Origin of the sequence: Hymenobacter rigui (genome assembly GCF_003944715.1) — a bacterium.
Lineage (GTDB): Bacteria > Bacteroidota > Bacteroidia > Cytophagales > Hymenobacteraceae > Hymenobacter > Hymenobacter rigui.
In genome coordinates this window covers 143,968-170,180 of sequence record NZ_RWIT01000004.1, presented here as the reverse complement: position 1 = coordinate 170,180, position 26,213 = coordinate 143,968, and the positions used below count along the sequence as shown (strand labels likewise).

The following is a 26,213-nucleotide window of genomic DNA, read 5'->3' as shown; positions in this document are numbered from 1 at the left end:
CCCAGGCAGGTGAAGCCCGCGTGAAGTACAACACCAGAGCAGTCTGTTTGGGTTCTGTTCTTCACCGAAACTATCCTTCCTCTCACTGGTCGGAATACCAGCTTAGTTTTAATCCTCAGCCTCGTCGCCAATCAAATTCTTGTTGAAGTTGAGCAGGAACAGTTTTTCGGAGGAACGGGTAACGGCGGTATAGAGCCAGCGGGCAAACTCGGAGTTGACCATGTCTTCCTTCAGAAAGCCGTGGTCTACAAACACGGCCTGCCATTGGCCGCCCTGGGCTTTGTGGCAGGTAAGGGCATAGGCAAACTTCACCTGCAGCGCATTCAGATAGGGGTCTTTGCGCAGGGCGGCGGTCCGGTCTTTCTTGGTTTGCAGGTGGGCATAATCCTCGCTGATGGCATCATAGAGGGCTTTATTCCGGTCGGCAGGCAGGGCGGGGCTTTCGGTGTGCAGCGTGTCCAGCAGCAGCTTTATCTCCATGTCGGGTTCGTCGGGATAGTCCACCAGCCGCACGCGGGCATCGGCGAAGCGGAACCCGAACTCCTCGGTGGTGCGCAGAATTTTCACCACCTGCACAAAGTCGCCGTTGGCCAAAAACCCGATTTCAGAGTCTTTGGGAAGCCAGTAGTAGTTGTTGCGCACTACCATCAGGTAGTCGCCCGACTCTATTTCGTCTTCGGCCTCAAACAGGATGCGCCGGATGTACTGGTTGTACTGGTTGGCGTTCTTGTTGGAGCGGCAGATGATGGTGCTGTTTTCGTGGCCGAAGTTTTTGTAGGCCCAGCGCAGACCGTCCTCCAGCTTGTCGCCGCCCATCGAGAAAATATCGGGGTAGCCTTTGGTGAAAAACTGAATGTGCGGATGCTCTTCCCGCAGTTCCTCGCGCAGCACGGTGGCATTCATCAAAATGCCCGATGACTCAGCCTGGCGCATTACCTGGCGCAGCTCCACCGAGGCTACATCGGCCCGGAAACGGCCGCGCAGCAGCTCGGCATCCAGCGCGGGGCTGAGCAGCTGGCCCACCGGCGGCAGCTGGGCCGTGTCGCCGATAAGCAGCAGCCGGTTCGAAGGCTTCTCGAACACATAGTTCATCAAATCATCGAGCAGGCCGTTTTCCCCGAAAGCCTTTTCGTCGGAAATCATGGACGCCTCATCCACGATGAACAGCGTGTCCTGGGCGCGGTTGGGCTGGCGCTGAAACGACAGACCCTGAGCCGGCGAGCCGCTGGTTTGGCGGTAAATTTTCTTGTGGATGGTGCTGGCGGCCACACCCGAGTAGGTGCTCATCACTTTGGCGGCCCGGCCGGTGGGGGCCATCAGCACGTATTTGCGGCCCATCTGGTGCAGCCACTGTACCAGGGCGCTGACCACGGTGGTTTTGCCGGTACCGGCATAGCCGCGCAGCACAAACGCCTTCCGCCCCGGCAGCGCATCACCCAAAAATTTATCCAGCTGCTTGAACAGTGTGGCCTGGTCCTGGGTGGGCTCGTAGGGAAAATGGTCGCGGACGGAGGGAGTTCGAAGGGAGAGCATAAGCGGGATATTCGGCTACAACAAAGCTACGCCGGTTTAGGCTCCCAATAAGTCCGGACTGTTTTTATTCAGCAGTGACGGGCACGGCGTACGTGTACCGCTCCCACAACCGAAAGCCCTGCAGCAGAATCCGCCGTAGCACCTTCAACTCCTGCCGACGCCACCGGGGCTTCCACGGGTGCGTATGCGGCCCGCGAAAATCCATCTACCCTTTCTGGTTAAGCTGAATGATACCGTCGTTCAGATACAGCTTATCGAATACTCTATTCCGAATTGTACCTTCTTGGTTCCCCAGAAACGGCTTGTCAATGCCACTGCTCAAGTCATCGAACATATTCCACACCGTCAGAGTCTCCTTTAGCGGATTCTTTGCCGGGTGGCTTAGCCAGTTGAAGACATCATCCATTTTTTGCAGCAATGGCTCTTCCGGCACCAATTGCACACCCAGACAATCAGCTAACTGCCGCACTCCAGCCGGTGAAGTATATCGGGGCACCCGCCCGGCTTCATTGGCCCATAGCCCGTCGGCTTCCTCAGCAGTCCACCACAGCGAATACCAATCCTGCCCCTGCCAGCGGCACCAACTGATGTAGTAGTTGGCATCTGGCGGCATGCTATGTTACCGGCAGCGTGATAGTAAACTCGGTGCCCCGGCCTTCCGCCGATTCGACACTGATGGTACCGCCGTGGCCCTTTACAATGTCGTGCGACAGGGACAGGCCCAGGCCGGTGCCCTCGCCTAAGGGTTTGGTGGTGAAAAACGCCTCAAACACCTTACGGCGCACTTCCTCGGGCATACCGGTACCGTTATCCGACACGCGCAACTGCACCGCGCCGGGCAGCAGGCGGCTATCCACGCGCACCTGGGGGGCGTAATTGGCCTCGCCGGAGCGTTGGCGCTGCGTAACAGCATAGAAGGCGTTGGTGAACAGGTTCAGCAGTACCCGGCCCATATCGGGCGGTACCACGGGCACGGCGGGCAGGTCGGGGGCCAGGTTGGTTTCCACGCCTACCACGGCTGCCGACTCCTGCAACTCCTGGCTCTGGCGGGCCAGGTGCAGGTACTCCAGCACCAGGGCGTTGAGGTCGGTGGTAGCGCGCTGGCCCGTACCGGTGCGGGCGTGCTCCAGCATATCCTTGATGATGGCCGAAGCCCGCATGCCGTGCTGGCTGATTTCCTGCAGGTTCTGGCGCAGGCCCAGCAGGATTTCATGTTCCAGCCCCGGCTTATCGGGCTGGTGGTCCATATTGTCGACAAGCGTAGTGCTTACCTCCGCAAACCGCTTCATGAAGTTGAGCGGATTCTGTAGCTCGTGGGCAATACCAGCCGACACCTCGCCCACAAACGCCCATTTTTCGGACTGTACCAGCTGGTTTTGGGTCTGGCGGAGCTGGGCCAGGGTACGGCGGTTGATTTGCAACTGCCGGTACACCATCATACCCAGTGCCGAAATGAGTACCAGCGCCGCCAAGGCCACTGCCAACAGCTGGTTGCGCTGCCGGAGCCGTAGGGTCTGCAACTCCTTTTCCTGCCGCAGCCGGATAATCTGCTCATTTTGCTTTTGCTCTACCCGCTCGCCTTCGTACTGCGCCAGCAGGTTGCCGCCCTGCATCTTGTTCAGCGTATCCTGCAGGGCAAGGTAAACCAGGCTATACTGCTGGGCTTTGGCGGGCGTACCGTGCGCCGCCTCAAACCGTACCAGCTCCCGCAGATACTTGGGGCGCAGCATCTGGAAATTGGCCGCCGTAGCCAGGGCATAGGCTTTCTGCCAGTGTTTTTCAGCCTGCGCGTAGTTGGCCCGGGCAGTGTAGTAATTAGCCCAAGTAGCATCCAGCGCAAACTCACCGGGCCGGCCGGTAATGTCCATCTGCAGGGAATCAGACAAGTGCTGGACCCGGTTCAGCAGTGGCAGCGCTGCCGCCGCTTGTCCCCGGGCTATCAGCAGCTGACTCTGCAGGACCAGTGCGTAAGCAGTATAGATGCCGGAGTTCAATGAGTCGGCCCGGGCAGTTTGCAGGGCCTTCCGGATAAAGCGGGCAGCGGCCGGCAGGTTCCGCTGCTGCAGGTAGAGGTTGGCAACGGCGTGTTCAGAGTAAAAACGCTGCAGCCCGGCTATTTTCGATTTATCATTCCAGAGAGAAGCCTGCTGCAGATAATACAACGCCTTTTGGGGGTTGCCCCACTCGGCATAGGTACTGCCGGCCACCATCAGCTCGTTGCTGAAGAGGCGGCGGTTGAAGTGCTGCAGCAAATCGGCGGCGTGCAGGTAGTGGCTGATGGCCTGATTGTAGTCGCCCCGGTGCCGGTACGTGCCCCCCAGCACGAGGTAACAGGCCGCTTCATTCTCCACAGGGCCATGCACCCGGTATTGCTGCAGCTTACGGCTGAAGTAGGCGAAGCGCTTATTGGAGTCCCGCAGCTTGTTGTAAATGGGGGCCAGATCAATCAGCAGGGCTGGTATTGGCTGACCGGCTTCATCAAACAGCTCAATTGCCTGCTGCATGGCTGCCAGTGCCCCCGAATACTGTTCGCGCTGCCATAGCCGCAGGCCGGCCTGCAGCTCCTGGTATGGGGCAGCGGTATGCAGCTGCTGCGTATGGGTATTCAGGCGCAGCAATTCCGCTACCAGCTCCGTGGCCTGGGCCCGGCGGCTGGGCTCCGACAGCTCAGTGATGCGCAACAGATGCACCAGCGTCCGGACGCGGGCGGTATCCGTCGGCTGCTGTTTCAGCGAGTAGTACAGGGAATCATAGTCGGCATTCCAATACTGCTGCTGGGCCAGCAAAGGACCGGTCAGCAGCAGCAGCAGCAGCGTAATAATCCATTTCATAACAGGTAGCGGGAGCCGGCGGAAAGCCGTTCTGTAGTTTCAAGGTGAGAATAAATCGGCAAACTCCGGTGCCTGCCTGTTAAATCACCCGACGGTGGGCTCCAACACGGCCATAGTGGCCGTGGCTTTGGCAATCAGCAGAGTATCACACCACACTTCCGCCTCGCAGAAATGCAGGCGGCGGCCTGCTTTCAACACCCAGCCCACGGCCCGCAGCCGCTGCCCTACCCCCGGATGCAGGTAGCTGGTTTTGAGCTCCACGGTAACCACACCCGTACCCTCCGGCACCAGCGTAACGGCTGCAAACCCGGCCACCAGATCGGCCATAGTAGCCACTAGGCCGCCGTGCGCGAAGCCGCTGTGTTGCTGGTGCTGGTGCTCTAGTTGCAGTTCAGCTTCTACCCGGCCTTCGGTAATAGAGGTGAGGTCGGCCCCGATGTGGTGCATGAAATGCTGGCGGGTAAGCTTGCGGCGGATGCGGGTTTCAAGCGAGTCAGTGGTCATAGGGCCGCAAAGTTGTATATTTTAGCGAGTAGCCCCCTATCGGAAGGTGCCGCGTAGTTTCTGCCAACACTCCTGATCTTATGGAACACCTTGATTTTCTGCTGGCGGGCGCCCTGGGCCTGGCGCTGGCCGCGTGCAGTGGGTTTCGGGTATTTGTGCCATTGCTGGCGGCCTCCCTGGCTTACCGCACCGGCTACATCACACCGGCCCCAGGGTTTTCCTGGCTGGGTACGTGGCCAGCGGTGGCGGCATTGGGTACGGCAACGGTGGCCGAGATTCTGGGCTATTATATCCCGGTGATTGATAACGTACTGGACACTATTACCGGGCCGGCCTCCTTTATTGCCGGCACCATCCTGATGACCTCTGCCCTGCCCGATATGCCGCCGATGCTGCGCTGGGGGCTGGGCATTCTGGTAGGCGGCGGCACGGCCGGCATCATCCAGACGGGTACGTCTCTGCTACGGGCGGGCTCCACGGCTACCACGGCGGGCCTGGGCAACCCGGTGCTGGCTACGCTGGAAAACCTGCTGGCCATTGTGGGCTCGGTGCTGGGCCTGCTAGTGCCGGTACTGGTTGCGGCCCTGGCCATTGGCACTGTACTGTGGGTACTGAGCCGGCTACGGCGCTGGCGGCAGCGCCGGGCCGCCCGGCGCCAGGCTCATCTGGCCAGTCTCGGTACTACACCGGGCTAAGGTGCGTTTGAGGGGAAGCTTGTAGCTTTGGCCCCAGACGATTTTCACTTATGCCTTCCTCCAACCCTTCTGTTTCAGACCCGCTTCTGCAGGCATACGCCGGGGTGGCCCGCGTGCGGGTGTGCGGCCTGCTGGTGCAGGCTGGGGCCCTGCTGCTCACCGCGCACCGGGGCCTGCTGCCCAATAACCTACCCTTCTGGTCGCCGCCGGGCGGGGGGTGGCAGTTTGGCGAAACCCTGCAGCAGTGCCTGGAGCGCGAGTTTGCAGAAGAAACCGGCCTGACGGTGAAAACGGGCCGCTTCCTGCATCTGCATGAGTTCAGCGGGCCTGGTCTGCAGGCGCTGGAGCTGTTTTTTGAAGTACAGCCCACCCCTGCTACTGCCACCCCGCGCCTGGGCCACGACCCGGAGCACGGCCCCGATGCGCAGCTGCTCACGCACCTGGAATTTGTGAAGCCGCGGGATCTGGGCCGGCTGCTGCCAACCCAGGTGCACCCCGTCCTGCGCGACATCATCAGCACCGACGACGTATTCATTCCGCAGGTTCGGTTTCAGTAGGCGGGCTTTCGTACCTTTAGCGGCTGGGATGACCCGTTTCCGCGCTTCCCGCTTCCGAATTCCTTTCCGCCTTTTTGCTGTTGCTGCTTATGTCCACTGCCACTGTTACTGTGCCTCCGGTTGCCCTGCACCGCCTGCGCGATGAAACGCTGGACCTGGATAACCCGGCGGCTTACAACCTGTACCTCACGGCCGGCCCGGCCGGCCTGCGCCTGGGTGTAGCCGATGTGCGCCGCAATAAGTTCGTGGCCTTGGATGAGTACGCTACTCCCGAAGCCGATGCCTCCCTCTCGGCCCAGCTCCACGCCCTCGTAGCCGACCAGCACGACCTGCTCAGTCTTTCCGGCTGGAACCGCGTGCGACTGGCGGTGCAGAACCGGGCCTTCACGCTGCTGCCAGCCCCCCTGTTCCGCCCCGGCGACGAAACGGCGTACCTGCGTCTGCATCATGCCCTCCGGCCCCAGCAGGAAACAGTTCATTCCTACACCCACCCCAGCCTGGATATCACCAGCCTGTTTGCCGCCGATGCCCGTCTCAGCTCCTGGTTTGAGCGCCAGTATCCCAGCGGCCGGCTAGTGCATCAGTCCAGCGCCCTGCTCCAGGGCGTCACGCACCAGAGTGAGCAGGGCACGGCCCGGCGGGTGTACCTCAGCATCGGTCATCAGGAGGTGACCATTCTGGCGCTTCGGGGCAAGCAGCCGGAGTTTCTGAACATTTTTCCGTTCAGCACCCCCGAGGACCTGATTTACTACACCATTCTCGTGATGCAGGAGTTGCAGCTCAACCCCGACCAGGACCTGGTAGTAGTGTGGGGCGACCTGATGCACGACTCGGAGCTGTTTACCATTCTGCGCAAGTACATCCGCAACCTGCGCTTCGGCAACCGCCCCTTCGATCTGGGCTACAGCTACCGCCTCAACGACCTGTTCGAGTACCGCTATTTTGAGCTGTACGCACTGCACCTGTGCGAGTAAATTATGAGAGTTGAGGCATGAGAGCTGAATTGCCCACCTCCATACATCTGCGTTGCTAACAAGTTTGAATAGCCGACTTTATCCGCTGCCCAGCAGGCCACAGCCACTGTAGCTCCACTCTTTCATCTCTCATAACTCTTCATTCATCTCTATACATGAAGCGCATTGCCCTGTTTCCCGGCTCCTTCGACCCTTTCACGAACGGGCATCTGGACGTGGTCCGTCGGGGCACGGAGCTGTTTAATCAGGTGATTATTGCCATCGGCAACAATAGCAGCAAGCAGCGCTACCTGCCTGTGGAGCTGATGGTGCAGATGATTGAGGACGTGTTCCGGGATGATCCCCGGGTGACAGTGCAGGCCTACAAAGGCCTCACCGCCGATTTTGCCCGCGAAGTGGGCGCCCGGTTTCTGCTGCGGGGCCTGCGCAACACCACCGATTTTGAGTACGAAAACACCATTGCCCAAGCCAACCGCCACGTGAACCCCGAGTTGGAAACCGTGTTTCTGATTACTTCCCCAACTCTGGCCGCCATCAGCAGCACCATCATCCGCGAAATTCACCGCTTCGGGGGCAACGTGAATGATTTCGTTCCCTTCGCCCTCCCGGCCCCGGAGCCCCTATAGAATCAGGGAGACTTCCTCCGGTCTGGCAGGAAACAGAAAAAGCGTGACTACAGGCCATTCAGCCCTGCAGCCACACTTTTTCAGCATTTAACCATCTCTATTTCCGGGCAACTACGCGCATGCCCACAATTTCCCGGTTGTTTTTTGGGTTAGCCACCGGCAGTACCATGTAGCCGGGAGCCGTGAGACTCAGGTTGGCGTTACGCAGCAGTTCATCCTCATCGGAACCCACTACCACCAGGTCGCGCACTTTGCGGGTGCGGGCATTGAAAGTCGCCACTACGGTTGTCCCGTTTCGCTCGAAGGTGTTAATCCAGTCTTCGCCGTGCGTGGATTTCATCTGTTCCGAGGTGGGTTCCAGGCCTATTTTCTGATCCTTGGTTTCGCGGGGCGGCCCCAGCGTCCGGCGGACCTGGTCGATGTTGCGGCCCACCAGCGTAGGCACGTCCACGGCCGCTGCGCGCGACGCCTCCACGCTACCCGATACCGGGCTCGTGGACTCGGAGGCTGACTGTGAACCACTGCAGGCGGCTACGCCTGATACCAACAGCACAACGGAGAAGTAGCGAAACAGACGCATAAACGATGAAACGTGAAAGGGAACAGAAAACTTATTTAGTGGATTCCTGACTGGCCGGGGCCTGCCCGGCAATTTCGCGCAGATAGTGCCGCACTACCAGGGCAATGCTGGCGTACGACTCATCGAGCACCTTCAGCGCCTCCTGGGGCGACATCCAGCGTACCTCCTCAATGTACTCCTCGGCCTGGGGCTTCATCAGGGAGTCATCAAGGCAGCGCATGATATACCAGTTTGTTTTTTTCAGGATTTTGTTGCCGTTGTAGGCGTACGAATGCCAGGTACTAGGCAGCTTTTCGCCTAGCTCTATCTGAATATTGCACTCCTCCTCCACTTCCCGCAGAGCACCCAGGGCGGGGTCTTCCTCCTTTTTGAGCTTGCCTTTCGGCAAATCCCACTTGCCCAGCCGGAAAATCATCAGCACCTGACCATCCTTCACCACCAGGCCGCCGGCAGCTTTCACAATTTTAAACTGATCTTTCAGATGCAGGATCAGGCGCTTTTTCTTGCGGGCCAGTAGGGTCAAGGAAGTCAGCTTCTTGAGCTTTTTCACCTCCATCAGGCGCAACAGCCGATCCACGAATACGTCGGTTACGTCGCGTACCAGCACATCCCCAACCAAATCCTTGGAGATGAACTCATCCTCCGGATTCAGAATCAGGTCGTATTTGTGCTTAAATATTTTCTCGCTGTTCTTTTTGATAATCAGCGGAATATCGTTGATGAAGACGTTCATCGCGGGGTAATCTGGAGGGCAAAAAGGGACTACGGGCGGGGTGCTGCAAAACACAGCATATTTCTCCGGAATCGAAAGACCGGGGGCCGGGCAAGATACGGGATGCGCGCGGTTCAGTTGCTACCCCATGCTCCGCCACAAGGTAACCGCGTACTGGTTAGCCGATAAGAACCGTCATTAACTATTGAAGAAGGCCCCTACCGCCGCTGGCACCGATGTTCAACCACCGGCCACTACCTTCGCCGCATGAAAAAAATCGGCCTGCTATCGGATACCCACAGCTACCTCGATGACCGGATTCTGCACCATTTGCAGGGCTGCGACGAAATCTGGCACGCCGGCGACTTCGGCACGGCCGAAGTGATTGATGCGCTGGAAACCGTGGCTCCGCTGCGGGGCGTGTACGGCAACATCGACGGCCGCGACGTGCGCCTGACCCAGCCGCTGGTACAGGATTTCGAGTTGGAGGGCCTGCGCGTGCTCATCACGCATATTGGCGGCTACCCGGGCCACTACAGCCCCGCCGGCCGGGCCCTGGTGCAGGAGCGGCGGCCGGGCCTGTTCATCAGCGGCCACTCCCACATTCTTAAAGTCATGCCCGACCCGCGCCTGGGGCTGCTGCACCTCAACCCTGGTGCCGCCGGCCGCCACGGCTTCCACAAAGTGCGCACCCTGCTCCGCTTCGACGTCGCCGATGGCCGCGTGCAGAACCTGCAAGCCGTGGAGTTGGGGCCGAAGTGAGCGAGTGAGCGTCCGTCATTGCGAGCATGTGGCGCATCAAGCCAGTGTCGAAGCAATCCGTCCTTTTCCGGGCGCAAAACATTGACCTACTCAAAAGCTCTTGGCGTCCGTGCAGAAGTCAGGGGCTTTCTGCTTCTTTGAGGCTTGTCACCTTGAATAGGACGGATTGCTTCGGCCTCCGGCCTCGCAATGACGGCATGTTTCCTACATACAGCCCAATCAGCACAAAAAAAGAGCTTTCCCGGGGGCGGGAAAGCTCTTTTGGAAGTTCTGACTTAAAACCCACCGACACCGGGACGGGCAAGTCAGCGGGAAACGCGCTTAGGCAGCGGCTTCAGCTTTGGCGTCGCTCTTGTTGAAGCGCGACTTCAGCTCTTCGAGGTCCACGTTCTTCAGAACGGGGGTGAGGAGCAGTTGCTTGATGATGCGCTGCTTGTTGTTAGCGCGGGCAATGTTCTTGCGGTGCTTCCGCTTCAGACGGGTAACGCTCATTTTTCCGGGTCGGTTAAAGTCTTTCTGTAAATGAGGGGCAAAAGTAACGACTAAATTTGACACCGGGAAACCTTTCCCACTTTTCCCTTGCCAACTTCTATGACTACCTCCGTAATCGACCTGCGCTCAGATACCGTGACGCGCCCCACTCCGGCCATGCTGGAGGCCATGTTTCAGGCCCGCGTGGGCGACGACGTGTACGAAGAAGACCCGACAGTGCGCGCCCTGGAACAGGAAGCCGCCGACCGGTTCGGGCTGGAGGCCGGCCTGTTCTGCCCCAGCGGCACCATGACCAACCAGATTGCCATCAAGGCCCACACCGAGCCGCTGAGCGAGGTTATCTGCGAGCAGACTTCGCACATTTACCTCTGGGAAGTGGGCGGCATTGCCTTCCACTCGGGGGCCTCGGTGGCGCTGTTGCCCGGCAACCGGGGCCGCCTTACGGCCGCGCAGGTGGAAGCCGCCATCCGGCCCCAGAACGTGCACTACCCTACCACTAGCCTCATCAGCCTCGAAAACACCCATAACCGCGGCGGCGGCAGCTGCTACGAGCTGGCTGAAATCGGGGCCATTGCTGAGGTAGCCCAGCGCCACCGGATTCCGCTGCACCTGGATGGGGCCCGCATCTTCAACGCGTTGGTGGCGACCGGCCAGGATGCCCGCGAGTACGGCCGCCTATTCGATACCGTTTCGGTGTGCCTGAGCAAGGGGCTGGGCGCGCCGGTGGGCTCGGTACTGCTGGGCAGCCAAACGTTTATCCAGAAAACCAAGCGCATCCGCAAGGTGATGGGCGGGGGCATGCGTCAGGCCGGCTACCTGGCCGCCGCCGGTCTCTACGCCCTGCACCACCACGTGGACCGGCTGGCCGACGACCACCGCCGCGCCCGGCAGCTGGGCACCGCCCTGGCATCCCGTCCCTACGTGGCCGAGGTGCTGCCCGTGGAAACCAACCTGGTCATCTTCCGCCTCCACGACACCACGCCCGCCGACGGTTTCCTGGCCCACCTGGAGCAGCACGGCATCAAGGCGTCCTCGTTCGGCCCCCAGATGATCCGCTTCGTCACCCACCTCGACGTGGACGACGCCATGCTCACGCGCATCGAAGAGGCCCTGGCAGCGCTATAAGCCGATGCTTTGTCATCCTGAGCGGAGCGAAGGACCTTATCACGTTGTAACGAGTAGTTACTATGCGATAAGGTCCTTCGCTCCGCTCAGGATGACAAAGCATTGTCCCTGATCCACCCGGCCCCGACTTCCTAGTTTTTTCCAACGAAGCCGCTCATCCTTACGTCTGGGTACTATACCTTTTGCTGTTCTGCTGATCGAATGGAGCTATACAATACCTTGGCCCTACTACTGGTGCTGGCCGCTGCCTTTGGCTACATCAACCACCGTTTTTTGCGGCTACCGTCCACCATCGGGCTGATGGTGCTGGCGCTGGTTTCCTCGCTATTAGCCATTGGGCTGGGCCGATTGGGGGTGCCATGGGTACTTACCGCCAGCAAACTGGTGCGCGGCATTGATTTCCACACTATTCTGATGCAGGTGATGCTGAGCTTTCTGCTGTTTGCGGGGGCCATTCACGTGGATGTGCGCACCCTGGGCCGCGAGCGAGGGGCCGTGGCCGCCATGGCCACGGTGGGCACGCTGCTTTCCACCATCATCGTGGCCACGGCCGTGTACGTGGTGCTGCCGCTGCTCTACCAGCCCGTCGATTTTATCTACTGCCTGCTGTTTGGGGCGCTGATTTCGCCCACCGACCCCATTGCCGTGCTGGGCATTCTTAAGGAAGCCCGCATCGACAAAAGCCTCGAAATAAAAATCGTGGGCGAGTCCTTGTTCAACGACGGTATTGCGGTGGTGGTGTTCGTGAGCTTGTTTCAGATTGCCGAGTTCGGGGCCGAGCGGGCCACGGCTGCCGTTATCGGCGAGCTGTTTCTGCGCGAGGCCGTGGGCGGCATTGCGCTGGGCGTGGCGTTGGGCTACGCCGCCTTCTGGGCCCTTCGCACCATCGACCATTACCAAGTGGAAGTACTCATTACCCTGGCTTTGGTGATGGGCGGCACGGCACTGGCCGCGGCCCTGCACACCTCGGGGCCGCTGGCTATTGTGGTGGCCGGCCTGATTGTGGGCGACAAGGGCCGCAGCCTGGGCATGTCGGACCTCACCCGCGAGTACCTGGATAAATTCTGGGAAATTCTGGATGAGATTCTGAACGCGGTGCTGTTCGTGCTCATCGGGCTGGAAATGCTGGTGCTCGACATCAACCGCACGGTGCTGCTGGTGGGCACCCTGGCAATTGGCATCACGCTGGTGGCCCGGCTGGTATCGGTGGCGTTGCCCCTGAGCGTGCTGCGCCGCTACTACCACTTTGACCGGCCCACGCTGCGGGTGCTCACCTGGGGTGGCCTGCGCGGGGGCATTTCGGTGGCGCTGGCCCTTTCCCTGCCCGATTCCATGCCCCGCGACTTGATAGTTGGCATTACCTACGTGGTAGTCATTTTCAGTATCATCGTGCAGGGCCTAACCATCGGGCCGCTGGTGAAGCGGCTGGGCCTGAGTAGTCCGGAGCCAGACCCGGGGCACTAGTTTTCCGTTACAGACCGTCGGAGCCACCGGACGTTCCCGCTCCGGCAACTCCGGTAGCTCCGGGCTTCGGTCCACTTTCCGTATTTGCTATGCTCCACCTGCTACCCTACCACGCGGCCACCCACGAAGCGGCCGTGCTGGCCCTGTTTCACTCGAACGTGCCCCGCTACTTCACGGCCCCGGAGGAAGCCGACCTGCTGCGCTACCTGCGCACCGGCCTGCCCTACTTTGTGGCCGTGGAAACGCCGGATGAAGCCGCGGAGGAAGACCCAACCGGCACCGTAGTAGCTGCTGCCGGCTACGCCCTCGACGACGACCAGGTGGACCTGACCTGGGACCTGGTGCACGCCGGCCGCCACGGCCAGGGCCTGGGCCGGCTGCTCACCGAGTTCCGGCTGCAGGAAGCCGCCCGCCTGTTTCCGCACCAGCCCGTGCAGGTCGAAACTTCCCAGCTCACCGCCGGTTTCTACCAGAAACTAGGCTTCCGGCTGCTGGAAACCCAGCCCGATTACTGGGCTCCGGACCTCGACCTGTGCCGGTTGCAGTACGAACCGCTGGCCGCTACCCGATGAACCTGTTCGTACTAGGCGACGTGCACGGCTGCTACCACACGCTGCGGGAGCTGCTCACGCACTGGCAGCCCGCCACCGAGCTGCTGGTGCAGGTGGGGGACTTGGTGGACCGGGGCCGCTTCGCGCCGGAGTGCGTGCAGCTGGCTCGTGAGCTGGAAGCCGCCCACCCCGGCCGCACCGTGTGGCTCAAAGGCAACCACGAGCACGAGATGCTGCGCCACTTCGGCCCCAGCGGCCCCAACCCGCCCTGGCTGGAATGGGGCGGCCGCGCCACAGTGGATCAGTACCGGGGCCGCCCCCAGCTACTGCGCGAGCACCTAGCCTGGCTGGCCCAGCGGCCGTTGTGCTGGCAAAACGAGCACCTGCTCATCAGCCACGCCGGCTTTGCCAATACGCCCACGCCCCTCGACCCCGACAACCCCCAGGGCGTGCTCTGGCGGCGCGGCCCGCTGCACCGTCAGTCAACCCAGCGGCAAGTAGTGGGCCACACGCCTACGCCCGATGGCCAGACGCTCTTCGACCCCACCAGCAACACAGTGTACCTGGATACGGGTGCCTACACCGGCCAGTGCCTGACGGCCGTGCGCTTCTCCCCCACCGGCGAGCTGCTGGCCGAATTTTCGGTTCCCACGTCCCGCCTCGATATTGCGCTGGTTTAGCCCTTTCTGCACATGAGTACTTCGCCCGAGTCCGCCGCTTTACGCCACCTCGCCGCCGCCGACCCCGTACTGGCTCGCCTGATTGCCCAGGGTCATCCCATTCAGCCGGCGGCTCATGAAGATCTGTATCTGGCCCTGCTGCGCGCCATTGTAGGTCAGCAGATTTCCACCAAGGCTGCGGCCGCCATCTGGCGCAAGGTGCAGGCCCTGTTTCTGCCCGATGGCTACCCCGAGCCGGCCGCCCTGCTCCAGCTTACGGAGGAGGAGCTGCGCGCCGCGGGTATCTCGCGGCAGAAGGCGGGCTACCTGCGCGCCATTGCCGAATTTGCCCAGCGCGACCAACTCGACCACGCCCACCTCAGCCAGCTTTCCGACGACGAGTTCACCCGCCACCTCACCCAGATTAAAGGCGTGGGCCGCTGGACGGCCCAGATGCTCCAAATGTTCGCCCTCGACCAGCCCGACGTATTCCCGGAAGGCGACCTAGGCATTCAGAACGCCATGCGCCGCCACTATGGCCTCACCGAAACCGGCCGCGCCCTGCTGAAACGGATGACGGAGCTGGCCGAACCCTGGCGGCCCTACCGCACCCTAGCCAGCAAGTACCTCTGGCAATCGTTAGACAACACGCCGGATACTCCGCCTTCTCCTGAACCGGCTTAGGGCATGCCTTAGATTTTATGACAACGTATTTCCTGTCATGCTGAGCTTGCCGAAGCATCTCTACCGCTTCGTTGCAGTAGTAATCCAACGAAGCGGTAGAGATGCTTCGGCAAGCTCAGCATGACGTTCTACTTAGCCTTTCCGCTTGCCTACGCTAGTCGTTCCTCTCGCCATTGGCCTCGCGCCGGCGGGCGTCGCGGATACCCAGCCCGATGGCCACAAACGTGGACAGCAGCGGCACGCAGAACCCGAACAGCAGCCAGGGCCAGAATCGGCGGCCGTACATGTGGGCAATGTACACCGTCATCAGCGCCGACAGCGGGCAGACCATAATCAACAAAAACAGCAGGTCAGAAAAATCCATGCGGGCAAAAGTTAGCGGTAAAGCGGGTCGAGCTGGGCCAGCTGCGGGGCGGGCTCCCAGCCGGCCGGGCGCTGGCGCGGGTAAAACCAGGCGGCCCCGGCGGCCAGCCACTGCGCCCGAAACTGCCGGGCCGCCGCGGGCGTCGCGTCGTCGAAGCCAAAGGTAACGCCGCAGCAGCCGCAAGTGCTGAAATTAGGCTGCCGGTCGTCGGCTCCCCAAGGCGACTCGTCGTAATCCAGGCCGCACACGCGGCAAAACCAAAATGTCATCGTTCAGAAAATCAAGCTTTCATGCTTAGGTGTAGAGACGCAACATCTTGCGTCTCGTCGTTGAACGACCGACGTTGGGCCGTTCAACGAAGTAACATCAGCAACGACGAGACGCAAGATGTTGCGTCTCTACACTACACGGCCGGTGGGCAATGGCTCAGCCCCGCACCTTGCCGCGCTTTACCAGGTAGGCATACAGCACCTTATCGAACGGCTCCCGGATGTCTACCGGCACGAAGTCTATTTTGTACTGCCCGCAGCGTAAGGCCAGTTCGTGCTCATACTGCCGCATGGTGGCCTGATATTGCTCCCGGACCTGACTAGGCTGCAGCTTCACCTTCTGCCCGGTTTCCAGGTCCTCAAACAGATAGGGCCGGTCCTGGAAGTTGAAATCGGCCTCGGTGGTGCGGTCCATCACGTGAAACAGCAGCACCTCGTGGTGCTGGTGGCGCAGGTGCTGCAGCGCAGCCAGGGTTTCGGTCTGCTCCGCAGGAGCGCGGCCCAGCATGTCGGAAAACAGCACTACCAACGAGCGTTTCGGGATTTGCTGGGCAATGGTGTGGATGACGCCGGCCACGTTGGTACCCGCCCGGCCGGGCGCGGGGGCCCGCTCCAGGAGCTGCTGTAGCGTGAGCAGCAGGGTGTGGCGGTGGGTGCTGGTGGAGCGTACCGGCGTCTGCAGTTCCACCTCGTTGGCGAAGGTAACCAGGCCCACCGCGTCGCGCTGCTTTTGCAGCAGGGTGGTGAGGGCCGCCGCGCACAGCACCGAAAACCGCAGCTTGTCGTAGCCCGGGGCCGGGTAGTACATGCTAGGGCTCACGTCGAGCAGCAGGTGGCAGCGCAGGTTGGTTTCCTCCTCGTAGCGCTTCACAAACAGCTTATCGGTGCGGGCAAACACCTTCCAGTCGAGGTGGCGGGTACTCTCGCCGGGGTTGTAGAGGCGGTGCTCCGAAAACTCCACCGAAAACCCGTGGTAGGGCGACTGGTGCAGCCCCGTGATGAAGCCTTCTACCAGCTGGCGGGCCAGAAACTCCAGATTTTCAAAGGAACGGACGGCAGCTAAGTTCAGGGGTTGCGGCATGGCGGGGATGAGCGGCGGTGGCGCTTCCAAGATACAACGCAATTACCGCCTCCCTGGCGGCCTGCATTCTTCAACCAGGCAAATTCAAGAGCCTTTTTCCTATTTATTCAACTTCTTCTATCTACCATCCGATATATATAATCTACTCTAAGTACCATCTTTACCCAGTAAGTCGATTTACAATTTTTCGACTTATAACTGGTTTCTGCTACACTATTTCCATATTCGTCCCGGAATAGGAAAATACAGGCCTTAAAATTTTTATATCACCCTGAAACCGCCTATTTTGCGCTAAACTTTAACCATCTTGGAATAACAAAACTTTACTAGAAGGAACTGTGGAAGACCGTCACGACCAGGAAGAAATTTACTCCCAGCGCATTAAAGCCGGTAAGCGTACGTACTTTTTCGACGTGAAAGCTACCCGCGGCCAGGACTACTATCTGACCATTACGGAAAGCAAGCGCCGCCTGCGCGACGACGACACCTTTTCGTACGAGAAACACAAGATTTTCCTCTACAAGGAAGATTTTCTCAAGTTTGTAGATGCCCTGCAGGATGCGGTGGATTACGTACGCGAGGAGCTACTGACTCCCGAAGAGGTAGCTGAGCTGGACCGCCCCCGCCCCGCCTACGACGAGCGGGAAGGCAACTTCAACCGCGCCGACGACAATTACTAACCCCAAAACCCGGAAGTCTAGCGAAACACGTCCTACGTATCCGAGCTTTCTTGCTTCCCACCGCACGGCGCGCCCGGCTTTGGCCCAGGCGCGCCGTCGTGGTTTTGGGCCGGCTATAGCGCGTAATACTGACTCAGGAAGAGCAGCACACCCGCTGCCAAATAGAGCCCTATGCGCTGCAGCTTGCGGGCCGGAGAATGATGTTGACACATGCCGACCTAACAACGGCCGGGTGGGGTTCGGTTCAGCAACCGGGGCTTTAGCGGCGGCATCCGGCGGTCAGCCGTGCTTTCCTTGGAAAAGCCCCGTACCTTTGCGCCACGAATTGCGCGGCTAGCACGGCAATTCACCATTTTACTAACTCACTACTTCACCGTCATATGGGTCTCCGCTGCGGTATCGTGGGCCTGCCCAACGTGGGCAAATCCACGCTTTTCAACGCTCTTTCCAACGCCAAGGCCGAATCGGCCAACTACCCGTTCTGCACCATCGAGCCGAACGTGGGCGTGATTACCGTGCCCGATGAGCGCCTCCAGATTCTGGAAGCCCTGGTGAACCCCAAGCGCGTGCTGCCCACCATCATTGAGTTTGTAGACATTGCCGGGCTGGTGAAAGGGGCCTCCAAAGGTGAAGGCCTGGGCAACAAGTTCCTGGCCAACATCCGGGAAGTAGATGCCATCATCCACGTAACGCGCTGCTTCGACGACCCCAACATCGTACACGTAGCCGGCAGCGTAGATCCCGTATTCGATAAGGACGTAATCGACACGGAGCTGCAGATCAAAGACCTAGAGAGCATCGATAAGAAGCTGGCCAAGTCGGAGCGCTCCGCCAAAAACGGCGACGCCGTGGCCAAGAAGGAAGTAGCTGCCCTGCAGAAGTTCAAAGCAGCCCTCGAAGGCGGCCAGAACGCCCGCGCCGTGGAAGCCACGCCCGAAGAGCTGGAAGCCATTGCCGATCTGCAGCTGCTCACCATCAAGCCCGTGATTTACGTGGCCAACGTGGACGAGGCCAGCGCCACCACCGGTAACGCCCATACCCAGGCGCTGCAGGCCCACGTAGCCCAGGAAGGTGCTGAGGTAGTGCTGGTATCGGCCGCCATCGAGTCGCAGATTGCCGAGATGGAAGACCCCGAGGAAAAGGAGATGTTCCTGGCCGAGTACGGCCTCACCGAATCGGGCCTGAACCGCCTGATCCGCGCCTCCTACTCCCTGCTCAACCTGATTACCTACTTTACGGCCGGGGTGCAGGAAGTACGCGCCTGGACCATCCACAAGGGCGACAAAGCGCCCCAGGCCGCCGGCGTTATCCACTCCGATTTCGAGAAGGGCTTCATCCGGGCCGAGGTGATTAAGCTGGCTGACTACCAGGAGTACAAGACCGAGGTAAAAATCAAGGAAGCCGGCAAAATGGCCGTGGAAGGCAAGGAGTACGTGGTGCAGGACGGCGACATCATGCACTTCCGCTTCAACGTGTAGTTGAACATACCTGCCCGTCATGCTTGATCTGGCGTCCGCTTGCCGAAGCATCTCTACCGCTTCATTGCTATGCTTAGTGATTAGCCAGAGGTAGAGATGCTTCGACTACGCCTCCGGCTCCGCTCAGCATGACGTTCGTTCTACCTCTCCCCTCCCCAACCTCATGGACGTAAAAGACAGCAACGGCAACCTGCTCGCGGAAGGCGACTCGGTTACCATCACCAAAGACCTCAAGGTGAAAGGCATGGCCCAGGCCCTGAAGCGCGGTACGGTGGTCAAGAACATCCGCCTCACCAACTCGCCCGCCGAAATTGAAGGCCGGGCCGGTGGCAGTATGCTCGTCATCAAAACTGAGTTTGTGAAGAAAGCCTAACGCCGTTTTTTCCGCAACAGCCAGTACCTTAAGCGCCCCGGTCGAATGGTTCGGCCGGGGCGCTTTTTATGTTTAGTTTACCTTATGCAATATGATACTCTGCCTAAATGGCTAACAGAAATCTTGATTAACGGAACATCCACTTGGGACAAAGCAACTATTACGTCTTTCCCTTATTTATTGGAGCAAATCACGCTACATGATTCTGTATGGAGCTATACATTCATACCAGAAGTAGACCAATTGGTATTGGTTATCCAATTGGACTCTCACTGGAATAAGGATTTCTGTCATCAATTAGATAGTTGGCCCTACTTGGCAGTAGAAATAACTGAACCGCTGAATATCTGCTGTATTGCTACTGCAGAACCTGTAACAAATATTATAAGTGGCGCTGAATCTAATTCATTTGCTTATTCAAGTTTTGCAGAGTGGATTAGCACAGGAAAATCGTTGGGCATACTTCCGATGGATTACTATCAGTTGCCACAGAATACAGTTATACATCGAACAGAAATCGAAACAATTGGCGGTCATTTTTCCTGTATTCATCGGGAGGAAATCAGGGTTTTACTCTACTCCTCCGAGGGAAAACCGCTTTCTATTGATTTATCACGCAGAGAATCTGCATTTCATAAACCAACCACTTTGAAACCAAAAGAGCCGGGAGTATTGTCCCGGCTCTTCTATTGGCTTAAGTCTTTATAGTTACTTTCCCACTACCTTAAACAACTGTCCGCTGGTCATTTTATCAGTGGTTTTCATGCCGTTGAGGATGGCCAGCTCCTCATAGCGCTTGCTGGGGATGCCGTTGGCGGCGAGGGCCGAGGCCAGCGTCTGGCCGGCTTTGGCGGTACGGATGCGGACCCGCTCGGGCTGCTTGTTGAGCTTGGCGGCATCGGTGAGGCGCTTGTAGCCCTGGGCCGTGCGCTGAAACTGGGGCGCGTAGGTTTCGAAGGCTGCCGGTGAAGTGAGGCCCACGAAGGCATAGATACTTTGGCCATCCTGAATGAGGTAGCTGAGCGTGCGGGCGGTTATGCCCTGCTGGCCGGTCTGCTGATCCTGGCCCACCTGGTCGCCCTGGATGGCAATGGCGGGGAAGCCGTTGATGGTTGTTTTCTGGGCCTGGGGGCTTTGTAGGTTGAGCTGCTGGGCCAAGGCCTGAGCGGTTTCATCGAGGCCTTTGTTGCCGGCGGGCAGCAGGATGATAGCCGCCTTACCGTTGGGTTCGGCCATCTGGAACTGGCTGGGCGTGTTCTGGCTCTGCCAGCCCTGCGGAATCGGGAACTGGAATTTCAGGTCGGGGTGGTAGAACACGCTGTTTTCCACGTATCCTTCCCGGGGGTTGTCGCCATAGGCCAGCCCATCGATGAGGCGCAGGTACTGGTCCCGGTTGATGGATAGTTGGCGACCGGCTTGCTGCTCGGCCGTTACGGCCAGCTTTTTCACGCGCTGGTACCGGTCGGCGGAGTTGGGGTGGGTGCTGAGGAAGGTGGGCACGCCGGCCGCGCCGCTTTGCTGCTCGGTGCGGCTCAGGGTTAGGAAGAAGTCGGCCATGTGGGCCGGGTCGTAGCCGATTTTGCTGGAGTATTTCACGCCCAGCACGTCGGCCTCATTCTCGGCGTCGCGGCCGTACTTGAGCAGGCCCAGACCCACGCCCTGCTGTACCACGCCGCCCACCGACTGCATCACGCGCGGCGCAATCACCGAGCCCAGAATCATGCCGATGCCCGCAATGGTGGAGCGGGTCTGCTGCTTCTGGCCGTGACGGGCCGTAATGTGCCCGATTTCGTGGCCCAACACCCCGGAAAACTGCGCCTCATCATTGAAGTAGGCCAGAATACCGCGGGTAAAGTATACATGCCCATCGGGCGTGGCAAAGGCATTGATAATGGGCGAATCGACGACGGTAAAGCCTTTTACATCGGCCGGCCGGTCGGATACGCGGCCCATCTGCATCCCTTTCTGGTCAATGTAGTTCTGGAGCTTGGCATTATCGAGCAGGCCAAATTGGGCAATAACGGCGGGGTCGGGCTGGGCACCCTGCACGGGCAGCGCGGGCCGGACGGGGGCCGGCGAATCAGCCAGCGGAAACAGCAACGCCAGGGCCGTAGAGGCACCCAGCACGGAGGTGGTGAGGAGTTGCATGAGTGGGAACGATGAGAGAGTACAGAGGGAGTAACACGCCTGCAACGAACCTCATCGGTGGAAAGGTTACACCCCTACCCTATTCTCCGGCCGCTGGCTACGAGTGGGGCTGCCCGGTAGCCAGTTCCGGCTGTTCCTCCAGCTCGGCCGTGGTAGGACGGCCGTGCCTGCGGTCCAGCCAATCCATAACGGGTGTAGCCAGGGCCCCGTGCAGCACAATGGAAGTCAGCACAGTGAAGCCGGTAATAGCCCAGATCTGGCGGGCATCGGCAAAATGCGCTTCGTGGAAGGCGTAGCCTAGGTAGAAGAACGACCCGATGCCGCGCATGCCAAAAAAGGAAATAACCAGCCGCTCGGGCCAGGTAACCCGGCTGCGCCCCAGCGTGAGGATACCCCCCAACGGCCGGAGCACCAGCAGCAGAAACAGTCCCAGCGCCGCCCCCTGCCAGGTAAGCGGAGCCAGCAGCCCCCGGATAATAGCGCCCCCGAACAGCAGCAGAATCACCACGATAAACAGGCGCTCCAGCTGGTCAGTAAACTCGTGCATCTCGGTGTGGTACTCGTGGCTGCGCTCATGCGCGCGCAGAGTTACCGAGGCCACAAACACCGCCAGAAACCCGTAGCCGTGCAGCAGCTCAGTAACGCCGTAGGCCGTGAGGGTAACGGCCAAAGCCACGAAACCATACGCTTCGGGATTGATTTTGACGCGGCGCGGCAGATCAAAAATCAGGAACGACAGCGCCTTGCCGGCCAGCCAGCCGGCCAGCACGCCCATGCCCGTGCGGTACAGCACATCAAACACGGCCCAGTGCTGCAGCTGCGGCTCGATGTGCACGGAAGTGGCAGCCAGCAGTACCAAGGCCAAATGCACGAACGGAAACGCCAGACCATCATTCAGGCCGGCCTCCCCGGTCAGGGCGAAGCGCACGTTGTCTTCCCGGCCCTCACCGGGCTTGCCCACCTGCACGTCGCCGGCCAGTACGGGGTCGGTGGGGGCCAGCGTGGCGGCCAGCAGCACCGCCGAGGCCAATGATAGTCCGCCCAGCTTCCAGCTTACCACGCTGAAAATGCCGATGGTAATCACCATCAGCACCAGTACCAGCTGCAACGGAGCCCGCCAGCGCCACAGGGAAAATTTGCGGTCAATCTTGAGCCCCGTGCCCGTCAGGGCCACCGTCACGCAGATTTCGGTGAGGTGCATGGTGGTAGTAGAGTTGGCTACCGGGTCGGGGTTGGGCAGGCCCAGCGGCAGCCCGAATACCAGCATGCCCAGCCCGATAAACAGGATGGGATACGACAGCGGGTACTTTTTGAGCAGCGAGGGCAGCCAGGCCACGGCCAGAATGGCCACGCCCAGCACTACCAGAATAAGGTTGTAGTGCGTCATGCAACGAGGAGAAGGTCTTACTTACGCAGTTCGGTTCTGGCTGGTCATCCGCTACTTTTTGAAAGTACATGCCAATGTCAGCGTCAAGTGTACATAAATCAGTATTTACACCATTTATATATTTTATAATTATATAAAGTATATTTTGTATTATAGTTATTATTATCGTAATTGGTTTATCCAATATCTACCACTAAACCATTGTAGTATGAAGAACCTATTCTTTTCCGCCGCGTGTGTTCTGCCCGCGGGCCTGGTGCCCCTTATGGCTCAGGCCCAGAACAACCTGACCACCGTGCAGCAGGTGGGCGACAACAACCAGGCCCTCGATTATCAAACGGGTGACCAGAACAAAATATCCGTCCGGCAGACGGGGTACAGCAACACAGCCGGCGCGGCCCAGGCAGGCACGCTCAATACAGCCTCCCAAACTCAAACTGGTTACACGTACACGGCCGGCTCGTTGCAGTCGGGTAGCCGTAATTCCGTAACGCAAACGCAGAGCCAGTTGGGCCCATGGACGTATGGTCAGGCCACAGCCGTACAGATTGGTAACCGCAACACTATTTCACAAACGCAGGATGGTATAGCGAATGTTGCCGCCTCGCAGAATGGCAACAGCAACGAGGCCACCCAACGGCAGCGGGGCCGGGTGCTGACGGCTACTATCCAGCAAACCGGCAACAACAATATGGCTACGCAGGACCAGCTTGGCTCCGGCCAGGAAGCCTACCTGACCTCTACCGGCAACCGCAATACGTCCCTTCAGAAGCAGCGCGACCTGGGCCAACGGGCCACCGGCACCCAGACCGGCAACGATAACAGCCTGTTGCAGAATCAATCATCTGATGGCAATGTGGCCGTGGCTACGCAGGTGGGTAACCGCAATACGGCCGAGCAGCAGCAAGGCAGAAATATAGGCCAGGCCACTATTGAGCAGAACGGTAACAACAACCGCGCCTACCAAACCCAGAGTGGGCCTTTTACCTACCAAAACAAGGCCTACATCGACCAAGATAACGACCAAGGTTTGGCCATCCAGCAGCAAACTGGCATTCGGAATACGGCCGCTACCTACCAGGGCGGCTTCAACGAATCCAGCACGGTGGTACAGAATGGGTGGGACAATAATACCGTAGTCAAGCAGAACCACCCGTAGCACTCCCCTCCTGCCCTGAAACCAGCGCGGCACCACTATGTTAGTGGTGCCGCGCTGGTTTCAGGGGTTACGGTTGGCGCTGGTTCACATCCAGGCGCTGATAACCAATAAGCAGATCGGTACGAGTGCCAGGCGGACGGTAGTACACCAGCAGGTCGTACTGGTTTTCGGTTTCCTGGTGGCTGCCTTCCCACAGCACGCTGTTCGGACCCTGGGCCGTCCGGGTGGCGTAGATGTAGTTGTAATACCCCTGTTTCAGCAGCGCGTGGCCGGTGTACAGCTGATTGGGGGCGTCGTAGGTGAGCTTGAACTCATCTTTTAGCTGCCAGTCGGTGAGGGCGCCCAGCACGTATACGGGGCCGGGGGCCGGCTGCTCGCTGCGAAGCTGGAAGGTTACGTCGAGGTACTCGCCGTAGGTGTCGCCGTTGCCGTATTCGCGGCTCTCAATTACGCGCTGGCCGTTGATGTCGTCGTACTGGGAGTAGCGCTGGCCGTTGCGGATGGTTTCGGGCTGCAGCAGGGCGGTGCGGGGCGAGGCTTCGGCATCGAGGCGGGCCACCCCCACGCCCAGGCTCCGGAACGTGCGCAGGTCGAAAAACCGGAACTCGCTCAGGGCCGGAAAGGCGTTTTCGAAGTTGAAATACTGGTAGTCCAACTGCCGCTCGGCGTCGCGCACGAAGGTGGGCCGCAGGTTATAGTGCGCATTGTCCCAGCGGAAATTCTGACGCAGAATCACCTTCACTTCCTGGGCCGGATTGAGCAGGTTCATAGTGTAACGAATGCCAAAATCCACCTGCTGCAGGGTGTAGCGCTCCTGCCCGGCCACCGGAATGCCCTGCTTCATGGCAATCTGCACCGCCCCTTCCTCATACACCAGCACCCGCCGACTGAGCAGCGGCGTCCCACCCGGCCCCTGCACCAGCCACAGGTAGTTGCCCGAGAGCTTCACCCGCGGCATCTGCACCTGATAGTGGTAGTAGGGCACCTTGGTGTTGATGGAGGCCCGGTAGTTGGTAAGGTTCTGCTCGTTGATTTCCGACAGAAACTGCATATCGGTAAGCACCGAGGGCTGCCAGTTCAAATCACAGTGTACCAGCTTGGCCGTGAGGCGCTGCCCCTGCCCGCCCAGCACATCAAACTCCAGCACCGGCATGGCACCGCCGGCCAGTGCTACCACCGGCGGATTGAACACCTCGTTGGCCTGCCCGGTGGGCACGTAGCACTGCACCGTCTGCACGTTGGGGTCGTAGGTGGCGTCCTCGTAGCGCAGGGTTTTGTCGGCGTAGTACTCAGCGGGGCGCTGGCCGGGCGCAGTGGTGGCGGGCCGGCGGGCGGCGTTGGGGTCGGTGATGGGCGTACCCAGCGGCACGCAGGCCGTAGCCAGCAGCAACAGAAGCGGAGAGTAACGAGGCATAAGGGCGAATGTACGGGATGATACTTATCCTGAAGTGTTATTCCTTGTCCTGCCTTTCATCACTGCCCAGTTACATGCTGTAGAGTAGGTTCAAAACAGCATGTACACTATTGCAGCCGTTGAAAACCCAGGTGTTAGCCATTTTCTAAAGCCTGCTATGCTCAATTGAATGCACCAGCGCAATGGATACTTTTTTTTGCATATTGTTGTCGCATATACTATATTTACGACAACAATTTAACAACAACCTTATGATGACATTGACTTTTGCCTCACTGCAAGTGAGAGACCTGGAAGCATCGAAAGCTTTCTATTCTCAGAAATTGGGATTCGAAATTGAAAGCTTCAATCCACAAGCTTGTGTCTTCAAGTACAATAAGGGCCAAGCTAGCTTTGCTATACGCACACCTCTCGAGCCACTCGAGGGCAAAGAGTTGGGAGTTGGTGTAGCACTTTGGTTTGCCGTTGAAGAAGAGATTGACTCTCTGAGAGCAGAGCTTGCGACAAGAGGATTAACCGCGCTAGGCCCAATCATTGAAACTCCCTTCGGCCGGGCTTTTCACGCTCAGGATTTGGACGGCTACAAGCTTACATTTTTGAATGAGAAATAAGGGTTCAATGCCAGTACCATGCCTAGGGAGATTGAATTTCAGTTTAAAAGCCCGGATGAGAGCCCTGGCTATTTAGTTGGTCAGGTAACAATGCTATGGCAACGCAAGCAGAAGAAGGTGTTGGATCCTTTGCTATTGACCCAGACCCAGTTTGTTCTGCTAGCAGCCCTAGGATGGCTTGCTAAAACAAGTGAATACGTAACACAAATTGATATTGCCAATCAAAGCAATGCCGACAGAATGATGGTATCGAAGGTGCTGCGGACGTTAGAAGAAAAAGCGTTTCTAACGCGGCAAGAACATCCGTCCGATACCAGAGCCAAAATCATCACCCTGACTCAGGCAGGTTCAGAAGTTTTGCAGAAGGCGTTGACAGCTATTGAAAATGCTGATAGTGATTTTTTTAGCTCATTGCACGATTTGCCACAATTCAATCAAGCTCTGCTTACCTTGATCAAGCAGAACATGAACGAATAGAGTGCCGCACCTATCCTCAGTGA

General features: G+C 59.1%; 31 protein-coding genes. 17 read left to right on the top strand and 14 right to left on the bottom strand.

The genetic code is table 11. From position 1 onward, the window contains the following. Positions 1–108 precede the first annotated feature (108 nt). The 5 genes from EI291_RS09825 to EI291_RS09810 form a co-directional block, all read right to left on the bottom strand. Complete coding sequence (locus tag EI291_RS09825) at positions 109–1,533, bottom strand: ATP-dependent DNA helicase (RefSeq protein ID WP_125419644.1); 1,425 nt, start codon at positions 1,531–1,533, stop codon at positions 109–111. Between the two features lie 64 nt (positions 1,534–1,597). Next, positions 1,598–1,738 (bottom strand): hypothetical protein, encoded by a 141-nt coding sequence (locus EI291_RS22850; RefSeq protein WP_170172589.1) that lies wholly within the window; start codon positions 1,736–1,738, stop codon positions 1,598–1,600. Next, positions 1,739–2,146: a hypothetical protein gene (locus EI291_RS09820; protein WP_125419643.1), complete on the bottom strand. Its 408-nt coding sequence runs from the start codon at positions 2,144–2,146 to the stop codon at positions 1,739–1,741. It abuts the gene before it with no gap. Between the two features lies 1 nt (position 2,147). Further along, complete coding sequence (locus EI291_RS09815) at positions 2,148–4,364, bottom strand: ATP-binding protein (RefSeq protein WP_125419642.1); 2,217 nt, start codon at positions 4,362–4,364, stop codon at positions 2,148–2,150. Positions 4,365–4,448: 84 nt separating this feature from the next. After that, complete coding sequence (locus EI291_RS09810; protein WP_125419641.1) at positions 4,449–4,868, bottom strand: PaaI family thioesterase; 420 nt, start codon at positions 4,866–4,868, stop codon at positions 4,449–4,451. A gap of 80 nt (positions 4,869–4,948) precedes the next feature. Here EI291_RS09810 and EI291_RS09805 point away from each other — a divergent pair, with 80 nt between their 5' ends. The 4 genes from EI291_RS09805 to coaD all read left to right on the top strand — a co-directional run bounded on the left by EI291_RS09805 (position 4,949) and on the right by coaD (position 7,720). Then, positions 4,949–5,563, top strand: a complete 615-nt coding sequence (locus EI291_RS09805; protein ID WP_125419640.1) for a DUF4126 domain-containing protein — start codon at positions 4,949–4,951, stop codon at positions 5,561–5,563. 50 nt (positions 5,564–5,613) lie between these two features. Then, the gene (locus EI291_RS09800) at positions 5,614–6,120 is read left to right on the top strand and encodes an NUDIX domain-containing protein (RefSeq protein ID WP_125419639.1); all 507 of its coding nucleotides are present in this window, start codon (positions 5,614–5,616) and stop codon (positions 6,118–6,120) included. Positions 6,121–6,209: 89 nt separating this feature from the next. Continuing rightward, positions 6,210–7,094 (top strand): DUF3822 family protein, encoded by an 885-nt coding sequence (locus tag EI291_RS09795; protein ID WP_125419638.1) that lies wholly within the window; start codon positions 6,210–6,212, stop codon positions 7,092–7,094. Positions 7,095–7,249: 155 nt separating this feature from the next. Then, the gene (gene coaD, locus EI291_RS09790; protein ID WP_125419637.1) at positions 7,250–7,720 is read left to right on the top strand and encodes a pantetheine-phosphate adenylyltransferase; all 471 of its coding nucleotides are present in this window, start codon (positions 7,250–7,252) and stop codon (positions 7,718–7,720) included. A 97-nt stretch (positions 7,721–7,817) separates the two neighbouring features. Here the strand turns inward: coaD and EI291_RS09785 are convergent, their stop codons facing one another. Further along, complete coding sequence (locus tag EI291_RS09785) at positions 7,818–8,300, bottom strand: hypothetical protein (RefSeq protein ID WP_125419636.1); 483 nt, start codon at positions 8,298–8,300, stop codon at positions 7,818–7,820. A 31-nt stretch (positions 8,301–8,331) separates the two neighbouring features. Beyond that, a complete protein-coding gene (locus EI291_RS09780) occupies positions 8,332–9,033 on the bottom strand; it encodes an NUDIX hydrolase (protein ID WP_125419635.1) in 702 nt (233 codons plus the stop codon). A gap of 246 nt (positions 9,034–9,279) precedes the next feature. Here EI291_RS09780 and EI291_RS09775 point away from each other — a divergent pair, with 246 nt between their 5' ends. After that, positions 9,280–9,774 (top strand): metallophosphoesterase family protein, encoded by a 495-nt coding sequence (locus tag EI291_RS09775; RefSeq protein WP_125419634.1) that lies wholly within the window; start codon positions 9,280–9,282, stop codon positions 9,772–9,774. A gap of 321 nt (positions 9,775–10,095) precedes the next feature. Here the strand turns inward: EI291_RS09775 and EI291_RS22845 are convergent, their stop codons facing one another. After that, on the bottom strand, positions 10,096–10,266 hold the full coding sequence (locus EI291_RS22845; protein WP_170172588.1) for a hypothetical protein: 171 nt from the start codon (positions 10,264–10,266) through the stop codon (positions 10,096–10,098). A gap of 99 nt (positions 10,267–10,365) precedes the next feature. Between EI291_RS22845 and EI291_RS09770 the strand changes: the two genes are divergently transcribed. The 5 genes from EI291_RS09770 to EI291_RS09750 all read left to right on the top strand — a co-directional run bounded on the left by EI291_RS09770 (position 10,366) and on the right by EI291_RS09750 (position 14,749). Next, positions 10,366–11,391 (top strand): threonine aldolase family protein, encoded by a 1,026-nt coding sequence (locus EI291_RS09770; RefSeq protein ID WP_125419633.1) that lies wholly within the window; start codon positions 10,366–10,368, stop codon positions 11,389–11,391. Between the two features lie 201 nt (positions 11,392–11,592). Next, positions 11,593–12,855, top strand: a complete 1,263-nt coding sequence (locus EI291_RS09765) for a cation:proton antiporter (RefSeq protein ID WP_125419632.1) — start codon at positions 11,593–11,595, stop codon at positions 12,853–12,855. Between the two features lie 89 nt (positions 12,856–12,944). Further along, positions 12,945–13,427, top strand: a complete 483-nt coding sequence (locus tag EI291_RS09760; RefSeq protein WP_125419631.1) for a GNAT family N-acetyltransferase — start codon at positions 12,945–12,947, stop codon at positions 13,425–13,427. After that, complete coding sequence (locus EI291_RS09755; RefSeq protein WP_125419630.1) at positions 13,424–14,086, top strand: metallophosphoesterase; 663 nt, start codon at positions 13,424–13,426, stop codon at positions 14,084–14,086. The genes EI291_RS09760 and EI291_RS09755 overlap by 4 nt, the downstream gene beginning before the upstream one ends. A 12-nt stretch (positions 14,087–14,098) precedes the next feature. Next, positions 14,099–14,749, top strand: a complete 651-nt coding sequence (locus EI291_RS09750; protein WP_125419629.1) for a DNA-3-methyladenine glycosylase family protein — start codon at positions 14,099–14,101, stop codon at positions 14,747–14,749. A 154-nt stretch (positions 14,750–14,903) separates the two neighbouring features. Here EI291_RS09750 and EI291_RS09745 read toward each other — a convergent pair whose 3' ends face one another. The 3 genes from EI291_RS09745 to EI291_RS09735 all read right to left on the bottom strand — a co-directional run bounded on the left by EI291_RS09745 (position 14,904) and on the right by EI291_RS09735 (position 16,463). Further along, positions 14,904–15,113, bottom strand: coding sequence for a hypothetical protein (locus EI291_RS09745; RefSeq protein WP_125419628.1), 210 nt, complete (start codon positions 15,111–15,113; stop codon positions 14,904–14,906). Between the two features lie 11 nt (positions 15,114–15,124). Next, positions 15,125–15,382, bottom strand: a complete 258-nt coding sequence (locus EI291_RS09740) for a hypothetical protein (protein WP_125419627.1) — start codon at positions 15,380–15,382, stop codon at positions 15,125–15,127. A 157-nt stretch (positions 15,383–15,539) separates the two neighbouring features. Further along, a complete protein-coding gene (locus EI291_RS09735; RefSeq protein ID WP_125419626.1) occupies positions 15,540–16,463 on the bottom strand; it encodes a DUF58 domain-containing protein in 924 nt (307 codons plus the stop codon). Between the two features lie 338 nt (positions 16,464–16,801). Here EI291_RS09735 and EI291_RS09730 point away from each other — a divergent pair, with 338 nt between their 5' ends. The 4 genes from EI291_RS09730 (at position 16,802) to EI291_RS09715 (ending at position 19,702) form a co-directional block, all read left to right on the top strand. Next, positions 16,802–17,143, top strand: a complete 342-nt coding sequence (locus EI291_RS09730; RefSeq protein WP_125419625.1) for a DUF3276 family protein — start codon at positions 16,802–16,804, stop codon at positions 17,141–17,143. Positions 17,144–17,523: 380 nt separating this feature from the next. Continuing rightward, positions 17,524–18,621 (top strand): redox-regulated ATPase YchF, encoded by a 1,098-nt coding sequence (gene ychF / locus EI291_RS09725; protein WP_125419624.1) that lies wholly within the window; start codon positions 17,524–17,526, stop codon positions 18,619–18,621. A gap of 163 nt (positions 18,622–18,784) precedes the next feature. After that, positions 18,785–18,994 (top strand): alkylphosphonate utilization protein, encoded by a 210-nt coding sequence (locus tag EI291_RS09720; protein WP_125419623.1) that lies wholly within the window; start codon positions 18,785–18,787, stop codon positions 18,992–18,994. 84 nt (positions 18,995–19,078) lie between these two features. Further along, a complete protein-coding gene (locus EI291_RS09715) occupies positions 19,079–19,702 on the top strand; it encodes a hypothetical protein (RefSeq protein WP_125419622.1) in 624 nt (207 codons plus the stop codon). Here the strand turns inward: EI291_RS09715 and EI291_RS09710 are convergent, their stop codons facing one another. After that, positions 19,703–21,142 (bottom strand): M48 family metalloprotease, encoded by a 1,440-nt coding sequence (locus tag EI291_RS09710; RefSeq protein ID WP_125419621.1) that lies wholly within the window; start codon positions 21,140–21,142, stop codon positions 19,703–19,705. It lies immediately after the preceding gene. A gap of 97 nt (positions 21,143–21,239) precedes the next feature. Next, positions 21,240–22,529: a cation:proton antiporter gene (locus tag EI291_RS09705; RefSeq protein ID WP_125419620.1), complete on the bottom strand. Its 1,290-nt coding sequence runs from the start codon at positions 22,527–22,529 to the stop codon at positions 21,240–21,242. Positions 22,530–22,737: 208 nt separating this feature from the next. On the opposite strand from EI291_RS09705, the gene EI291_RS09700 reads away from it, so the two are divergent. After that, positions 22,738–23,688 carry a hypothetical protein gene (locus EI291_RS09700; RefSeq protein ID WP_125419619.1) on the top strand — a complete coding sequence of 317 codons (951 nt, stop codon included), beginning with the start codon at positions 22,738–22,740 and terminating at the stop codon, positions 23,686–23,688. 67 nt (positions 23,689–23,755) lie between these two features. Here the strand turns inward: EI291_RS09700 and EI291_RS09695 are convergent, their stop codons facing one another. Continuing rightward, positions 23,756–25,102: a type IX secretion system plug protein gene (locus EI291_RS09695; protein WP_125419618.1), complete on the bottom strand. Its 1,347-nt coding sequence runs from the start codon at positions 25,100–25,102 to the stop codon at positions 23,756–23,758. A gap of 251 nt (positions 25,103–25,353) precedes the next feature. Here EI291_RS09695 and EI291_RS09690 point away from each other — a divergent pair, with 251 nt between their 5' ends. Together EI291_RS09690 and EI291_RS09685 are read left to right on the top strand one after the other, a co-directional pair. Continuing rightward, on the top strand, positions 25,354–25,713 hold the full coding sequence (locus tag EI291_RS09690; RefSeq protein WP_125419617.1) for a VOC family protein: 360 nt from the start codon (positions 25,354–25,356) through the stop codon (positions 25,711–25,713). Positions 25,714–25,731: 18 nt separating this feature from the next. Then, positions 25,732–26,190 (top strand): MarR family winged helix-turn-helix transcriptional regulator, encoded by a 459-nt coding sequence (locus EI291_RS09685; RefSeq protein ID WP_125419616.1) that lies wholly within the window; start codon positions 25,732–25,734, stop codon positions 26,188–26,190. The last annotated feature ends 23 nt before the right edge of the window (positions 26,191–26,213 follow it).

Coding starts and splice junctions, on each gene's coding strand:
- EI291_RS09735 (WP_125419626.1), bottom strand. CDS start 16,463: ATGCCGCAACCCCTGAACTTAGCTGCCGTCCGTTCCTTTGAAAATCTG.
- EI291_RS09690 (WP_125419617.1), top strand. CDS start 25,354: ATGATGACATTGACTTTTGCCTCACTGCAAGTGAGAGACCTGGAAGCA.
- EI291_RS22850 (WP_170172589.1), bottom strand. CDS start 1,738: ATGGATTTTCGCGGGCCGCATACGCACCCGTGGAAGCCCCGGTGGCGT.
- EI291_RS09775 (WP_125419634.1), top strand. CDS start 9,280: ATGAAAAAAATCGGCCTGCTATCGGATACCCACAGCTACCTCGATGAC.
- EI291_RS09780 (WP_125419635.1), bottom strand. CDS start 9,033: ATGAACGTCTTCATCAACGATATTCCGCTGATTATCAAAAAGAACAGC.
- EI291_RS09810 (WP_125419641.1), bottom strand. CDS start 4,868: ATGACCACTGACTCGCTTGAAACCCGCATCCGCCGCAAGCTTACCCGC.
- EI291_RS09825 (WP_125419644.1), bottom strand. CDS start 1,533: ATGCTCTCCCTTCGAACTCCCTCCGTCCGCGACCATTTTCCCTACGAG.
- EI291_RS09695 (WP_125419618.1), bottom strand. CDS start 25,102: ATGCCTCGTTACTCTCCGCTTCTGTTGCTGCTGGCTACGGCCTGCGTG.
- EI291_RS09700 (WP_125419619.1), top strand. CDS start 22,738: ATGAAGAACCTATTCTTTTCCGCCGCGTGTGTTCTGCCCGCGGGCCTG.
- EI291_RS09755 (WP_125419630.1), top strand. CDS start 13,424: ATGAACCTGTTCGTACTAGGCGACGTGCACGGCTGCTACCACACGCTG.
- EI291_RS09745 (WP_125419628.1), bottom strand. CDS start 15,113: ATGGATTTTTCTGACCTGCTGTTTTTGTTGATTATGGTCTGCCCGCTG.
- coaD (WP_125419637.1), top strand. CDS start 7,250: ATGAAGCGCATTGCCCTGTTTCCCGGCTCCTTCGACCCTTTCACGAAC.
- EI291_RS09805 (WP_125419640.1), top strand. CDS start 4,949: ATGGAACACCTTGATTTTCTGCTGGCGGGCGCCCTGGGCCTGGCGCTG.
- EI291_RS09795 (WP_125419638.1), top strand. CDS start 6,210: ATGTCCACTGCCACTGTTACTGTGCCTCCGGTTGCCCTGCACCGCCTG.
- EI291_RS09685 (WP_125419616.1), top strand. CDS start 25,732: ATGCCTAGGGAGATTGAATTTCAGTTTAAAAGCCCGGATGAGAGCCCT.
- EI291_RS09770 (WP_125419633.1), top strand. CDS start 10,366: ATGACTACCTCCGTAATCGACCTGCGCTCAGATACCGTGACGCGCCCC.
- EI291_RS09760 (WP_125419631.1), top strand. CDS start 12,945: ATGCTCCACCTGCTACCCTACCACGCGGCCACCCACGAAGCGGCCGTG.
- EI291_RS09800 (WP_125419639.1), top strand. CDS start 5,614: ATGCCTTCCTCCAACCCTTCTGTTTCAGACCCGCTTCTGCAGGCATAC.
- EI291_RS09705 (WP_125419620.1), bottom strand. CDS start 22,529: ATGACGCACTACAACCTTATTCTGGTAGTGCTGGGCGTGGCCATTCTG.
- EI291_RS09785 (WP_125419636.1), bottom strand. CDS start 8,300: ATGCGTCTGTTTCGCTACTTCTCCGTTGTGCTGTTGGTATCAGGCGTA.
- EI291_RS09820 (WP_125419643.1), bottom strand. CDS start 2,146: ATGCCGCCAGATGCCAACTACTACATCAGTTGGTGCCGCTGGCAGGGG.
- EI291_RS09710 (WP_125419621.1), bottom strand. CDS start 21,142: ATGCAACTCCTCACCACCTCCGTGCTGGGTGCCTCTACGGCCCTGGCG.
- EI291_RS09715 (WP_125419622.1), top strand. CDS start 19,079: ATGCAATATGATACTCTGCCTAAATGGCTAACAGAAATCTTGATTAAC.
- EI291_RS09815 (WP_125419642.1), bottom strand. CDS start 4,364: ATGAAATGGATTATTACGCTGCTGCTGCTGCTGCTGACCGGTCCTTTG.
- ychF (WP_125419624.1), top strand. CDS start 17,524: ATGGGTCTCCGCTGCGGTATCGTGGGCCTGCCCAACGTGGGCAAATCC.
- EI291_RS22845 (WP_170172588.1), bottom strand. CDS start 10,266: ATGAGCGTTACCCGTCTGAAGCGGAAGCACCGCAAGAACATTGCCCGC.
- EI291_RS09750 (WP_125419629.1), top strand. CDS start 14,099: ATGAGTACTTCGCCCGAGTCCGCCGCTTTACGCCACCTCGCCGCCGCC.
- EI291_RS09720 (WP_125419623.1), top strand. CDS start 18,785: ATGGACGTAAAAGACAGCAACGGCAACCTGCTCGCGGAAGGCGACTCG.
- EI291_RS09740 (WP_125419627.1), bottom strand. CDS start 15,382: ATGACATTTTGGTTTTGCCGCGTGTGCGGCCTGGATTACGACGAGTCG.
- EI291_RS09765 (WP_125419632.1), top strand. CDS start 11,593: ATGGAGCTATACAATACCTTGGCCCTACTACTGGTGCTGGCCGCTGCC.